The 13,429-nt window shown below is 66.1% G+C and carries 12 protein-coding genes; 4 read left to right on the top strand and 8 right to left on the bottom strand.

All coding sequences use genetic code 11. The features are described 5' to 3' along the window. Window positions 1-1,259: 1,259 nt before the first annotated feature. The 3 genes from HQ325_RS03855 to HQ325_RS03845 are packed head-to-tail and all read right to left on the bottom strand — an operon-like array spanning window position 1,260 to window position 3,853. Complete coding sequence (locus tag HQ325_RS03855) at window positions 1,260-1,664, bottom strand: nuclear transport factor 2 family protein (protein ID WP_222626785.1); 405 nt, start codon at window positions 1,662-1,664, stop codon at window positions 1,260-1,262. A 54-nt stretch (window positions 1,665-1,718) separates the two neighbouring features. After that, the gene (locus HQ325_RS03850; RefSeq protein ID WP_222626784.1) at window positions 1,719-2,534 is read right to left on the bottom strand and encodes a mycofactocin-coupled SDR family oxidoreductase; all 816 of its coding nucleotides are present in this window, start codon (window positions 2,532-2,534) and stop codon (window positions 1,719-1,721) included. Next, on the bottom strand, window positions 2,531-3,853 hold the full coding sequence (locus HQ325_RS03845) for an MFS transporter (protein ID WP_222626783.1): 1,323 nt from the start codon (window positions 3,851-3,853) through the stop codon (window positions 2,531-2,533). The genes HQ325_RS03850 and HQ325_RS03845 overlap by 4 nt, the downstream gene beginning before the upstream one ends. A gap of 159 nt (window positions 3,854-4,012) precedes the next feature. Here HQ325_RS03845 and HQ325_RS03840 point away from each other — a divergent pair, with 159 nt between their 5' ends. From HQ325_RS03840 to HQ325_RS03830, 3 genes are all read left to right on the top strand, one after another. After that, the gene (locus HQ325_RS03840) at window positions 4,013-5,137 is read left to right on the top strand and encodes an acyl-CoA dehydrogenase family protein (RefSeq protein ID WP_222626782.1); all 1,125 of its coding nucleotides are present in this window, start codon (window positions 4,013-4,015) and stop codon (window positions 5,135-5,137) included. A 24-nt stretch (window positions 5,138-5,161) separates the two neighbouring features. Then, window positions 5,162-6,349, top strand: coding sequence for an acyl-CoA dehydrogenase family protein (locus HQ325_RS03835; protein WP_222626781.1), 1,188 nt, complete (start codon window positions 5,162-5,164; stop codon window positions 6,347-6,349). Between the two features lie 69 nt (window positions 6,350-6,418). Next, window positions 6,419-7,948, top strand: a complete 1,530-nt coding sequence (locus tag HQ325_RS03830; protein WP_222626780.1) for a class I adenylate-forming enzyme family protein — start codon at window positions 6,419-6,421, stop codon at window positions 7,946-7,948. A 78-nt stretch (window positions 7,949-8,026) separates the two neighbouring features. Here HQ325_RS03830 and HQ325_RS03825 read toward each other — a convergent pair whose 3' ends face one another. Further along, window positions 8,027-8,803: an SDR family NAD(P)-dependent oxidoreductase gene (locus HQ325_RS03825; RefSeq protein WP_222626779.1), complete on the bottom strand. Its 777-nt coding sequence runs from the start codon at window positions 8,801-8,803 to the stop codon at window positions 8,027-8,029. 105 nt (window positions 8,804-8,908) lie between these two features. On the opposite strand from HQ325_RS03825, the gene HQ325_RS03820 reads away from it, so the two are divergent. After that, complete coding sequence (locus tag HQ325_RS03820) at window positions 8,909-9,727, top strand: MBL fold metallo-hydrolase (protein WP_222626778.1); 819 nt, start codon at window positions 8,909-8,911, stop codon at window positions 9,725-9,727. Between the two features lie 27 nt (window positions 9,728-9,754). Here the strand turns inward: HQ325_RS03820 and HQ325_RS03815 are convergent, their stop codons facing one another. The 4 genes from HQ325_RS03815 to HQ325_RS03800 are packed head-to-tail and all read right to left on the bottom strand — an operon-like array spanning window position 9,755 to window position 13,413. Continuing rightward, on the bottom strand, window positions 9,755-10,699 hold the full coding sequence (locus tag HQ325_RS03815; RefSeq protein ID WP_222626777.1) for an SDR family NAD(P)-dependent oxidoreductase: 945 nt from the start codon (window positions 10,697-10,699) through the stop codon (window positions 9,755-9,757). Beyond that, entirely contained in the window at window positions 10,696-11,757 is a 1,062-nt protein-coding gene (locus tag HQ325_RS03810) for an ABC transporter substrate-binding protein (protein ID WP_222626776.1), read from the bottom strand. The genes HQ325_RS03815 and HQ325_RS03810 overlap by 4 nt, the downstream gene beginning before the upstream one ends. Before the next feature lie 40 nt (window positions 11,758-11,797). Next, window positions 11,798-12,667: an ABC transporter permease gene (locus HQ325_RS03805; protein ID WP_222626775.1), complete on the bottom strand. Its 870-nt coding sequence runs from the start codon at window positions 12,665-12,667 to the stop codon at window positions 11,798-11,800. Next, entirely contained in the window at window positions 12,664-13,413 is a 750-nt protein-coding gene (locus HQ325_RS03800) for an ABC transporter ATP-binding protein (protein ID WP_308014239.1), read from the bottom strand. The genes HQ325_RS03805 and HQ325_RS03800 overlap by 4 nt, the downstream gene beginning before the upstream one ends. Window positions 13,414-13,429: the final 16 nt, after the last annotated feature.

The raw sequence follows: 13,429 nt of genomic DNA, 5'->3' as shown, positions 1-13,429 counted from the left end.
CACGATCACCTTTTTTGCCAAGGTTGTAAATCGCGTAAGCGAGCATCTCAACGTGCTCGAAAGGGCATTGCGCGGTGCGAAGCAAGCTCGTGCGCGTCGATGACCGCGAAGCGACGCGTGATCCGTCCAGATGATTCTGGAGGGACTGTCGCCCACCGTTCCAATCGACGCTGCGATGTGCCCCTGCGCCGAACGTTGCCCGAACGCGATTGCCGTATAGAGCGATTGGGCGTGGATTATCGTCGGATGGGAAGTCGCATCGCAGATGACCACGGGACTCGTCGATACAGCCATCACTAACGCTATCGATTCCCGAAAACGTTATGCACCAATCAATTTGAAGGATCCGATCCACCACAGTGAGGCCGGTCGAACACAGCGACGACGAACGCCGTGAACGCCCACCCCCACATGTCGCGGCGATAAGTGGGGGTGGGGACAACTCACAGTCGGTTCGGTGCAACCGCGGTGGACCGGCGCTTCAAAGATCCCCCGCCCGTGCGTGGGTCGCGCCGGCAACGTGGTGCGGAGCCACATTCTTTCGAGTTCACCGTGCCATCCCATTTCCGCATCAGGCGCTCGACGATACATCGAGCTACATCAATACATCTGCGGCGCAGCATAATCCAGGCATTCCGCGAACCGAGCACCCGTGCGAGCGGTTGCCGTGCCCGGAGCATGCACGTGACATCGATGACCAGTGCATCGGACATCGGAATGCATTCGAGCGCACGACACCCATGCGACATGGTCGTACGACGTGGACGGGGCGATGCGCATGTAGTGCTCGGAAAGCATCCTGTACATCGAGTCGATACCCCGGACAAGACCATCGGCACCCACCCGGTTTCCCTGGTGAGTGCCGATGAAATCCACATATCGGTGGTGCCGGTCGATGCCGGCCGCGAAAAAGTTGACGCCGACTTCAGGATCCCGTTGGCCCGTTCGAACTCTGGGTCACCCTGACGCAAACTTCCTGATGACCTCGGGGTCGGTATCTCGACAATGCCGCCCGGCCCGTCGATGGGCACCTACCGAAACCACTGGCGAACGGTCTCAGCGGCACCCCCACCGAGCGCATCTGCCGTCTTGCGCATCGCCGTCAACTCCGTGTACAGCTCCGCGCCACCACATCGACGGCATCCTTCTCGAACTCCGCCGAGCACCGCTTCGATCCTGCTGCCATGAGGTTTCACCGTTCCCTGAGACAAACCCTCCGAAAATACTGGCACGGATCAGCGAGGAAGCATCGTCACAACTCACAACGGGGCGTCGAGCTCCAGCGTGCGCTCCTGCCACTGCCAGGTCTCGCCGTGCCTCACCAGCCGGTCCCGATAGCAGCCGGTGGCACGAAGGGCCGGCGGCTGCGCACGCCCCGACGCCAAGGTGAGGTAGTAGACCGCGACCGCCGAGACGTCATCGATCTCCTCCACCCACAGGTTGGTAACGATGTGACGGGAAGTGCCGACCGGCTTCGCCCACCCTGCGTTGAGCCTCTCGACGATCGTGTCGCGGCCTTCGGCCCGGCGCAGCTCGGCACCGTCCAGGGTGAACGTGAAGCGTCCGTCCTCGGCCCAGGCCTCCGACACGATGTCAGCGCGTTGGTGATCGATGCCGTAGACCGCGCGTGAGATGAACTGGCTTATGGATGCGTACTCGTCCATGGGAACTCTTGTTCTGTCGTGGGATGAACGGGATGGACGGCGGACGGGGTCGGTTCAGACCTTGGTCGCGCCGTGATCGATCGGGATCTGGGCAGCCGTGATGGTGCGTGATTCGTCGGAGGCCAGAAAAACGACCAGGTTCGCGATGTCCTCGGGCGACGACTGCCGCGGTTCCTTCAATATCTGCTGCAGCAGGGGTTCGTAGTCAGGGTGCGACCCGAAGACGGCCTGGCCGTCCGAACCGATGACTCCCATCTTCGTCGTGACGCCCCACGGGTGGATCGTGTTGACGCGGATCCCGTACTCGGCAAGCTCGATCGCGGCCGTCTTGGCCAGGCCGACGACACCAGATTTTGCTGCGCTGTAGGGAGCCTGCGCAGGCAAGGATTTCAGCCCTGCAACCGAGCTGGTGATGATGATCGAACCACCGCGGCCGCCTTCGATCATGGCGGGGACCGCTGCTCGCATCGTGTTGAAGACCCCCGTCAGGTTGACCGCGACGACGTCGTCCCAGGTCTGCGGATCGATCTCCCAGAAGCGACCCCAGGTGACGAAACCCGCATTCGCGACGACCGCATCGATCCGGCCCAGCTTCTCGACCCCGTCGCGGACGACACTCTCCAGTCCGGCCAGGTCACGCACATCCACGACGCGGTGAACGATCCTGCGACCCAGCGCCTCGACCGCGGCCACCGTCTCCTGGAGATCCTCCGGCGTCGCGGCGTCGTAGTCCATCACGGCCGGCGCCGCGCACACGTCGACTGCGATGATGTCTGCACCCTCCGATGCCAGCTCGACGGCGTGAGCTCGGCCTTGACCCCGCGCCGCTCCGGTGATGAAGACGACCTTGTCCTTCATGCGATCTGTCATGCGATCCCCTCTGTTCTCTTGCGGTTGATGCTTGTGCCCGACGCCAGGATGCGGCGCCGGCCGGGGTGGTCTGTCGCGCCGAGCCGGCGCGGCCGACACAGCGCGAGTACTGCCAGGACGAGAGCGCCGCTGACCAGATAGGCCGCCTCGAGTGACACGGCGTCCGCCAGGAAGCCGTTGAGCGCTGCGGCGAGTGGGCGCAGACCGAGGAACGACATCAGCCACAAGGCCATGACGCGTCCGCGCAGCTCGGCGGGACACCGCTGTTGGACGATGCTGGTGAGGCTCGCGATCGCGGCACTCATGCCGATTCCGGAGAGCAAGAACAGAGCCAGGGTCACGACCAGTGGGGCATCGATCGCCGACAGCGCCGTGACTACGCCCATGAGCGCCAGGCCGGCCGAGGCGACGAGCGGCTCGCCCCATCGTCGCTGGGCCCGGCCCACGAGCGTGAAGGCCAGAGCTGCACCGATCCCGAAGGCCGACACGATCCACCCGGCGCCCTCCGGCCCCAGGCCTCGTGCGGATGCCGTCACCGGCCCGAGCGTCAACGGGGGGTCGGCGGCGACGCCGACGGCCGCCACACCGATCAGCGCAGCCACCATGGGTCCGTCCGCGCGCACGGCACGCACTGCAGCCCGCACCGAGTAGTCCGTGCCGCGCTGCTTGGTGGGCGTCAGCCGGCCGAGCCGAGCCGCCGCGACGAAGGCGGCGAACCCGAGACCGGCTGCCGCTGCACCGGCCAGTGCCCAGGCCGCACCCAGGCTGGTGAGCGCGACGGCTCCGAGAGCCGGGCCGACCGCCCGGGCCGCCGTCATGGGAAAGGTGTTGAGCGTGACCGCAGTACCGATCTCGTCGTCCCGGACCATCAGCGGCACCATCGACTGCAGGGCAGGACTACCGAGGACGGTGCCGACACCGGCGATCGCCGAGCAGATCACGACGGGTGCGGCGCTGGACATCGACGACACCCCGCCCTGCAGCCAGATGACCAGTGCCAGCGCGGCCGAACCGCACGCCTGCACGAGTCGCCCGATGATGATCTGCCGGGCGGGGCTGCCCCTGTCTGCCAGTGCGCCCGCCCACGGCGACAGCACCAGCTGAGGGCCGAACTGTACGGCCGTCACCAGTCCGACTACGAGGGCCGAGCCGGTGATCTGATACACGACGACGGCGGCCACCAGGTTGTGCACCCAGACACCGCAGGTCGCGACGATCTTGCCCACGAAGAAGCCACCGAACACCGGGTCGAGAAGCAGTGCGCGCGCTGTTCGCGGCGATGGTTTCCCAGCACGCGGCGCGACTGCCTCTGAGGGCACTGATATTTCCTCTCCGGTCGAGAACTGACCCGATGGTGAATCCCTGATTAGGACGAATCAAGTTACGAGCGAGTGTTCCACCGAGTACAGTATCCTTTATACACACGCGGCGGTGACACTGTCATGGCGGTCAGAGCGCGACGTTCCTAGGTTTCAGGGGTGCAACAGGTGTCCATGGTGTTCGAGTCGGAGCAGGAACAGCTGCGTGACGTCGTGAAGGATCTCGTGCGAGTCGCGAGCCCCACGTCGCGCGTCCGAGAGGTTGCCGAGTTCGAGACGGGTCACGACGCCGAGCTGTGGCGTCGACTCGCCCGCGACGTCGGGATCGCTGGACTCGTCATCCCCGAGCATCTCGGCGGGAGTGGCGTCTCGTTCGCCGAGCAGGCCGTCGTCCTGGAGTCACTGGGGGCAGGGCTTGCCGGATCCGCCTTCCTCTCCAGTGCGGTCATCGCCACCCATGCCCTGCTCGCAGCCGACGACGAAAAGACCTCCGGCCCGCTGCTGGAAGCGCTGGCGAGCGGCGAGCGACTCGCCACTCTGGCCTACGTCGAGCCCACCTGTTCCTGGCACCTCGACGACGTGTCCATGTCGGCCCGAGCCGACGGCCACACCACCTACCGGCTGACGGGCACCAAGGCATTCGTCCTGAACGGGGCGTCCGCCGACTCCCTGCTCGTGGTCGCGCGCACCGACGAGGGTCCCACCCTGTTCCTCCTCGACGAGACCGACCGCGTGTCGCGTACCCCGATGACGGTGCTGGACGCGACCTGGCCGATGAACACGGTCACGTTGGACGGGGCACCAGCAACTCGCGTCGGTGCTGCCGGTGCCGCGGCCGACTTCCTGGCACCGGTCCTGGATATCGCTCGCACCGCTGTGGCCCTCGATGCCGTGGGCGGCGTGCAGCAGTGCTTGGACATGAGCGTGGAGCATGCCCGTACCCGCGAGCAGTTCGGTAGACCGATCGGCTCCTTCCAGGCCGTGAAGCATGCCTGCGCCGACATGCTGATCCATACCGAGACGGCTCGTTCGACGGCCTACGACGCGACCGCGGCCGCCGTGCGCGATCTCGAGGCTCTGCCCGTCGCAGCCGCGGCTGCGAAAGCCGCGTCGGCCGACTCGTACCGCGACGTCGCCGCCGAGACCGTGCAGGTGCACGGTGGCATCGGGTTCACCTGGGAGCACGACGCACACCTCTACTTCCGACGCGCTCAGTCATCGGCACTGTTCCTCGGCACGGCCGATGCGCATCGTGCCCTGCTGGCCGACCGACTCGCCTTCTGACCTACCCACCCCGAGGACGCCATCATGACCGGTACCACTTCTCTGGACGATTTCACCGCGACGGCGCGGAGCTGGCTGGACGCACGACTGCCGAAGCGCGATCGGTCGCGCCGCGCGTGGGGCGAGGGCGACGACGACGTCTCGGTCTTCCACGACCTCACTCGTGAGGAAGAGAGTCGACTCATCGCCGAGGCCTCGGCGTACGAGCAGGAGAAATTCGACGCCGGCTTCGGCGGCATCACGCTTCCGGCAGAGCTCGGCGGCAGAGGCTTGTCGCACGAGCACGAACGCGCCTTCCGCTCCGTCGAGTCCGCCTATCGGACTCCGCCTGCGCACGAGCTGCTCACGGTCACGATGGTGCTGGTCGGAAACACCATCGATCGCCTGGGGACATCGGAGCAGAAGCTACGGTTCCTTCCGGCGCTGATGAGTGCCCGCGAACTGTGCTGCCAGCTGTTCTCGGAGCCGGGTGCAGGCTCCGACCTGGCCTCGGTCTCCACCCGGGCTGTCCGCGACGGTGAAGAGTGGGTAATCGACGGGCAGAAAGTCTGGAGCTCCGGAGCCCAGTACGCGCAGTGGGGTATCTGCCTCGCCCGCACGAACACGGACGCGCCCAAGCACCACGGCATGACGATGTTCCTCGTTCCGCTCGATGCGGAGGGGATCGACGTGCGACAGATCCGTCAGATGAGTGGCGGCTCGACGTTCAACGAGGTGTTCCTCGACGGAGTCCGGATCGACGACTCGTTGCGCATCGGCGATGTGGACGGCGGGTGGAAGGTCGCGCTGACAGTCCTCGGATTCGAGCGCGGCGGCGGCGAGAACCGAGGCGGCACGTACTTCGAGGTGTTGGCCCTGGCGCGCTGGCTCGAGAGGACGAAGGACCCGATCGTCCGTCAGCGTCTGGCGACGCTGTACATCCAGCGCCGCCAGTTGGCCGTGACCGCCCGGCGCGCGCGGAAGGGCGGTCCCCGCGCCCCACACGGGTCCCTGATCAAACTGCTGTACACGCAGCACCAACGGACCATCTCGGAGACTGCTGCAGATCTGCTGGGTCCACGACTGATGGCAGACACGGGCGAGTGGGGCACGTTCGCCTGGACGACGTTCGTGACGGGCGCACCGGGCAACCGCATCGCCGGGGGGACCGACGAGACCCAGCGCAACATCCTGGGCGAACGCGTCCTGGGTCTTCCCAGAGAGCCCAGCTGACCGACGGAGCACCACCGGGCGCTCCGCACACCCCCTGAACAAACCACCTAGATGGGTATACTCAATAACATGACCGAGCCGACTGACCTACCCCGACGCATGCGCGACGTGACGGCGATCGATCCGAGCGCCCGCGCTCTGCAGATAGCCGACCGGTGGCACTCGTGGGGTGACATCGCTGCCGGAGGTGAGGTCCTTCAGACCGTGCTCGGCTCGATGGGTGCCTCGGTACCCGGAGCGGGCGTCGCGGTCGTCATGCGCAACGGTGCCTCGACCGTCGCGGCCACGGTCTCGATCGTCGCATCGAACCAGGCGATCCTCACCCTGAGCGATCTGGTCCCGAACGAGCGCCTCGCAGACACGATTCGCGCCGTACGCGCGGTCGCGATCGTTGCCAACCCACAGGACTGGACCGAGGCCACGTTGGCGTCCGCGCGCGACATCGGGGCCGCCGCCATCAGTGTGGAGGGAGACGACCCGTCGACCTTCGCGGTGATTCAGGAAGCCGGGTACGCCGCCGGAGACCTGGTCGGCCGTCTGCACCCCGGCGTGGCACTGGAGATGATGACCAGTGGCACCACCGGCCCGCCCAAGCGGATCCCCCTGACCTACGCGTCGCTGTCGGCGGCGCTGGACGCCAGCCGTCACTACGCCTCGTCAGCCGAGGAACCGTTGAGCCTGCGCAAGAGCGTTGCGGTCGTGGCTCTGCCCATGGTTCACATGGGCGGGGTCTGGACGACGCTTCTGAACTTCGCGGAGGGCCGTGCCGTCGCGATGCTGCCCAAGTTCCAGATCGACGGATGGATCGAGCTGATTCGCGAGCATCGGCCCATCGTGGCCAACGTGCCGCCGGCCGCGCTCACGATGCTGCTCGACCGCGAGACGGAGAAAGCCGATCTGGCGAGCCTCAAGGCTCTGACCGTCGGCACGGCTCCGGTCAGCCCCGAGCTGGCCGAACGATTCGAGGCCACCTACGGAATCTCGGTCCTGACCGTGTACGGAGCGACCGAGTTCGCCGGTGGTGTAGCGGGCTGGAGCCTCGCTGATCGCAGAAAGCATGCCCAGACCAAGCGGGGCAGCGTGGGTAGGACTCACTCCAACGTCGAGATGCGGGTCGTCGATCGCGACTCGTTCGCTCCACTCCCGTTCGGTGACGTGGGCCTCCTGGAGCTGCGCTCCGCGCAGCTCGCGATCGACTCGGTGGATTCCGACGGCTGGGTCCGCACGGACGACCTCGCGACCGTCGACGCCGACGGCTTCCTGTGGATCAAGGGCCGTGCGGACGACGCCATCATCCGTGGTGGCTTCAAAGTCTCCGCCGGGCAGGTCGCCGAGACCTTACGGACCCACCCGCAGATCCGTGATGCAGCCGTGGTGGGTATGCCCGACGAACGGCTCGGAGAGATCCCGCACGCGGCCGTCGAGCTGGAGAAAGATGCCGATATCGACGGCAACGCGATCCGAGGCTGGTTGCGTGACCACCTCAGCGCCTATCAGATTCCGGCTCAGGTGTTGGTCGTCGAGAGTCTGCCCCGCAGCGCATCGCTGAAGGTCGACTCCGTCGGTGTCCGCGCGCTGCTGGCGAATACGACCGGCTGATCGGGAACCTCGCCGGCCCGGTACGTCGGACCTTCACGCAGCGGTGTCTCGGGATGTGACACCGCTGCGATCCGGCGCTCACGCCAGTGGCTGGGGCACCGAACCGTTCGACCCGTTGGCGGAGGCCTGGCCGGCGGAGCGTGAGTCACCACGGGGGGTGGTCAGCGAGGCACCGCCGTCCGACTGCACGACTTGACCCGTGATCCACCCGGCCCGCATCAGGTTGACGATCGAGTCGGCGATGTCGTACGAGGTGCCGATGCGGCCCAGAGGAGTGACCTGTTCGATCTTCTCGACGTACCCCGGGATCTGGAGGTTCTTGGCCAGCATCTGCGTCTCGGTCGGGCCGGGCCCGATTGCATTGACCCGGATGTCGTGCTCGCCCAGCTCGCGCGCGGCAACGCGGGCCAGGTGGTTCACGCCCGCTTTGACGGACGAGTATGCCGACAGGTAGCGATCGGCAAGGATGCCGTTGTTGCTCGAGATCAGGACGAACGAGCCACCTGTCCCCTCCTCGATCGCTGTGCGTGCCACAGCCTGGATCGAGAGCATGACTCCACGCATACCGACGGCGAAGACCCTGTCCCAGGCCTCGACGTCGTGGTCGATGATCAACGAGCGGTGCGGCACGGCCGCGGCTGCAACGAGCAGAGACGGTCGACCGAATCGCTCGACCGTCTCGGCGATCGCGGCGCCGACCGCAGCGGCGTCACTGACATCGACGTGGATATCGGGAGAACCCCCGAGGTCCCACGAGACGGGGACGGCTCCGCTCTCCCGAAGAAGCGCGACGGAAGCGGCCCCGATTCCGGAGGCACCACCGGTCACGACGGCGACTCGACCTTGTAGATCCATGACACTCCTGGCGTTCGACCCGAATAAGTATACTGTTATGAGTATCAGCAAAAGGTGCCCGTGACAAGGCATCCGCGGTGCGCAGCGCTCGGAAGGAGCCGAACCATGCAGATCGGGTCGATCAGAATCGATGGAGTTCGAGACGGGGAGATCCGCATGGATCCGACCTTCGTGTACCCGACTCGCACGATCGACGACTGGCAGCCGTACCTCTGTCACCTCGACGGCGGGGAGTACGTCAACAGCATCGGTGGCTACCTGGTCCGAACGGGCTCGGCGGTCATCCTGGCCGACGTCGGCGTGGGTGTCGACCCGCCTGCCCCGTTCACCGGCGGCGACTTCCTCGACGAGCTCGCTGCACTCGGGGTCGCCCCCGAAGACGTCACGCATGTCGTCTTCACGCACCTGCACTTCGACCACATCGGCTGGGCGGTGAAGGACGATCGGCTCGTCTTCGAGCGAGCGCAGTACTTCGCCCACGAAGCCGACTGGAGCTACTTCTTCTCCGATCACTACCGAGGGGTCCGTATCGAGCGTCAGCAGGACAGGCCCAGCACCCAGCTGGCCCCGCTGGCCGACTCCGTGAACCGCTGGGACGGTGACCAGCTCGAGCTCGTGCCCGGAGTAGTCCTGCGTCACGCCCCGGGCCACACTCCCGGGTCGACCATCGTCGAGCTCGTCTCCGACGGTGAGCGTGGGCTGCTGCTGGGCGACGTCGCACACAACCCCGTCGAGCTGATCGACTCCGACTGGCCGGGTGTGGCTGACTGCGAGCACGGCGAAGCACGCAGCTCGGCCGCTCGTGTGGCCGACGATCTGGTCGCTACGAGCACACCTTTCGCCCTGGCCCACTCCCCCGGGTTCCACTGGGCGCGTCTTGTCGAAGGCCACGACGGCCGTCGCGAGGTCGTGCCGGTGCAGTAGCACCGGCGCGACGTCCGACCAGCGCGATCAGCGATCGATGGGCGGTGGCCACGGCGACTCAGCCGAATCGGTGTCCGCCAGGAGACCGGGGACCCTGGCACTCAGAGCCTCCAGGGTCCACTGCCGATCGGCGACGATGGACGCGCCGTAGGTCGCCGGGAGCACGGTCGTGACCTGGTGGCCCACCACGGCGAAGGCGGCGCCGGTGATCGTGGCCGCCTCGTCTCGAAGGAGGTGGATCACGAACGGCGCGACATTGGCCGGGTCCCGCCACGTGCCGGCGCTGTCCTCGCTGCGCATGGACAACCCGGCGACGTCGACTCGGCCGGGTTGGTCGGCCCACACCTTGTCGGTCATCCGCGTGGAAGCTCCCGGCAGGATGCAGTTGACCGTGATGGCGTGCTCCGCCAGCGCCTTCGCACTGCTCGACGTCAGCGCCATGACGCCTGCCTTCGCTGCAGCGTAGGCAGGCTGGATCTTGGGAGCCTTGAGTGCGGCAGCCGACGAGAAATGCACGATTCGACCACTGGTGCCCGACGCGATCATGGCTCGGGATGCCTCGCTCGTGCATGCGAAGTGGCCCCCGAGGTGCACGTTGATCACGTCGGTCCACTGCTGCTCGGTGATCTCGTGCACCTGCCCGTGATCAAGGATCCCGGCGCAGCAGACCATGGCGTCGAGGCGACCGTAGGTGGTCAGCGCGGTTGCGACCACCCGTGCCGCACCGGCCGAGGTGGAGACGTCCTCCACGCTAGCCGTCGCAATGCCGCCGTCCGTCTCGATCTGCTCGACGACCTCGGTCGCGGGACCCGCCGAAGTCTCCCTCTGGTCGACCGGACCGCCGACGTCGGCCACCACGACGCTGGCTCCCTCTTGGGCAGCGAGGATCGCGATCGCCCGGCCGATACCGCGGCCGGCCCCGGTGACCACGACGACCTTGCCCGCAAGAACCGGTACTGCGGCCGCAGTCACGGTGTGATGCCGTTGGCGAAATCCATGAACCGGCGGTCGATGACGTCGTCGTTCGTCAGGTCACCGGCCTCCCCCTGCAAGAGGTCGGGGATCTGGCTCCAAGTCTGGGTGTGCGCCTCGACCCAGCCGTCCGGGAAGGCCAGATCCGTCGGGTACAAGTCGGACTTGGCAGTGTCGAGCGCTCCGGGTGCCAGGCCTAGTGCCTTCTCCATCTCGGCGCGCATCGTCGGATCGGCAATGTAGTCGCCCTGAAGACGGTTGACGTAGACGGCTCGTAGGGCGGCGGTGAACGCCTCACCGACGGCGGCGTTCCCACTGATCAGATTTCGCCCGAAGACGTAGACCGAGATCGGGAATCCACTGACCACCTGTCGTCCGACCTTGACGCCTCCTCCACTCTTGTTGATCTGGAAGGTCGAGGGCTCGTTGAGCGTGGCCATGAAGATGGAGCCGTTCTCGAGCGCGGGAATCTGGTCCGCCTCGGTCATCATGGTGATGTCGACGTCATCGATCGACAGTCCGCCCTCCTTCAGCAGGCGAGTCAGCGCGATCATCGTGGCACCGGCGTTGCCTTGAGAGGATGCGATCGTCTTACCTTTGAGCATCGAGGGATCGAACGTCCGACCCTCCAACAGCCTGGTACTGACGTAGAACCCCGCCTCGTTCTCGTCGAGGAGCTGGTAAGTGGGCGCAGCAACCCGGACGTCGGCCCCACTCGCGATGGCGTTGAGCAGGCCTACGCTCATGCCTCCCTGGTAGACGTCGATGTTGCCGGTCGCCGCGAGCGCCGTGGCATCAGTCGTCGGCAGGACGGTGTTCTCGATCGTGATGTTCCGCTTCTCGAACTCGTCCCACTCGTTGAACAGGAAGGGCGGGAAGCACGAGACCGTCTGGCACGGTGAGGTCATGGTGATCGTGGTCGGCTCGGAAAGGCGGCCGTTCTCGTCGACGGTCACGCCGGACGATGCGTCGCCGTTGCCGCCGCAGGCGCTGAGAAGCACGCCGATCACGGTGGACAGTGCGATAACGCGCGCAGCTCGGGTGGGCGACAGGTTCATGCGAATCCTTCTTCTCGGGAGTCGAACGGTCGAGGCGTGGTCACCGTCGTGAGCGCTGCGAACGAGGCGCCCACGGAACGCACCAACGACCGACGAGCTGGATGGCGTTCGTGAGGAAGAACCCGATCAGAGCGACGAGGATGATGCCGACGTACATCCGGTCAGCGGCGAAGATCTGCCACGAGTTCCAGATCATGTGGCCCAGCCCGTCGTCGCCGGTCACGAACTCGACGCCGATCAGGATCAAGATCGACTGGCCGACGGCAATCCGAAGTCCGACGAAGATCTGGGGCAGTACAGCGGGAATCAGCACTTTGCGAAGCATGCGGCCGCGACCCACCGCGAAAGATCGTGCGGTCTCGAAGTAGCCCTCAGGAACATCGAGGACAGCCTCCAACGCGGAGATCCAGGTGATGAAGAAGACGCCGAGCGCGACGAGGATGATCTTGGGGGTTTCTCCGAGGCCGAAGATCATCAGCAGCAACGGCAGGATCGCCAGCTTGGGGATCGTGTAGAACGCCGACAGCACGGGCTCGAGTGCGGCCCGCGCGATGCGCGACAACCCCAGCAGGACGCCCGCAGCCGTCCCGATCAGCGTGCCCACGACGAAGGCGATGAGCCAGGCCTTCATCGTGACGAGGAAATCGCCCTGCAATGACCCGCTCCGCACCATGTCGACGGCCGTCATGGCGATGTCGGACGGCGGCGGGAAGAACCGCTTGTCGACGAAACCCGTCTGGCCACCGATCTCCCAGGCGGCAAGCAGGATGATGGGCGTGGCGATACCCAACACCTGGTTCTGCAGTCGGCGTCGCCGTGCGAACTTGTCTGGATCGACGTCGTCGGGCCCCGGGTCGATCGAGACCACATGCCCACCAGGAGTGGAGTTGCGTTCACGGAGGACAGTCATGCGTTGCTCCTTGCCGGCGTGGTCTGGACCTGGTCTGCCAGCAGCTCCCACAGATGCTGCTCGAGGCGTGCGAATTCGGCGTGCGAGCGGAGATCCGACGTGCGCGGGCGATCGAAGGGCACCCGAACGTCGGCAATGATCCGGCCCGGCCGAGCCGACATGACGACTACACGGTCGCCGAGCAGGATGGCCTCGTCGAGGCTGTGCGTCACGAAAACCACGGTCCGCTGGTTCTCTTGCCAGATCGCCAGCAACTCGTCCTGCAGCACACGGCGCAGCTGTGGGTCGAGCGCGGCGAACGGCTCGTCCATCAAGAGGATCTCGGGCTCGAACGCGAGCGCGCGGGCGACGGACACCCGCTGACGCATGCCACCGGAGAGAGCTGACGGATACGAGTCGCGGAAGGCCGCGAGGCCGAGGCGTTCGATCCACATGTCGGCTCGTCGTGAGGTGTCCTCCGGTGTCAGCCCCTTACCCTCGAGCGGGAAGCGAACGTTCTCCTCGACGCTCATCCAGGGGAGGATGCTGTAGTCCTGAAAAACCATGGCTGTCAGAGGAGCCGACGTCTCGTGTTCGACTTCGATCTGTCCGCTCGTCGGCCGGATGAGCGAGTTGAACATCCGCAGGAGCGTCGACTTCCCACAGCCCGACGGGCCGAGCAGACACACGAACTCCCCGCTCTCGATGGTGAGGTCGACGTTCTCCAGCGCGATGACCGGACGCTTGCCGGGGAATCGCTTGCTCACCCCGGAAACTGTGATC

This window comes from Rhodococcus sp. BP-349, from assembly GCF_019835845.1.
Taxonomy (GTDB): domain Bacteria; phylum Actinomycetota; class Actinomycetes; order Mycobacteriales; family Mycobacteriaceae; genus Rhodococcoides.
Note: the sequence above shows the minus strand (reverse complement) of the source record. Positions and strands in the feature narration are given on the sequence as shown.

Excerpts from the sequence above, each read along its gene's own strand:
- HQ325_RS03830 (WP_222626780.1), top strand. The coding sequence starts at position 6,419 with ATGACCGAGCCGACTGACCTACCCCGACGCATGCGCGACGTGACGGCG.
- HQ325_RS03835 (WP_222626781.1), top strand. The coding sequence starts at position 5,162 with ATGACCGGTACCACTTCTCTGGACGATTTCACCGCGACGGCGCGGAGC.
- HQ325_RS03820 (WP_222626778.1), top strand. The coding sequence starts at position 8,909 with ATGCAGATCGGGTCGATCAGAATCGATGGAGTTCGAGACGGGGAGATC.
- HQ325_RS03810 (WP_222626776.1), bottom strand. The coding sequence starts at position 11,757 with ATGAACCTGTCGCCCACCCGAGCTGCGCGCGTTATCGCACTGTCCACC.
- HQ325_RS03825 (WP_222626779.1), bottom strand. The coding sequence starts at position 8,803 with ATGGATCTACAAGGTCGAGTCGCCGTCGTGACCGGTGGTGCCTCCGGA.
- HQ325_RS03805 (WP_222626775.1), bottom strand. The coding sequence starts at position 12,667 with ATGACTGTCCTCCGTGAACGCAACTCCACTCCTGGTGGGCATGTGGTC.
- HQ325_RS03855 (WP_222626785.1), bottom strand. The coding sequence starts at position 1,664 with ATGGACGAGTACGCATCCATAAGCCAGTTCATCTCACGCGCGGTCTAC.
- HQ325_RS03850 (WP_222626784.1), bottom strand. The coding sequence starts at position 2,534 with ATGACAGATCGCATGAAGGACAAGGTCGTCTTCATCACCGGAGCGGCG.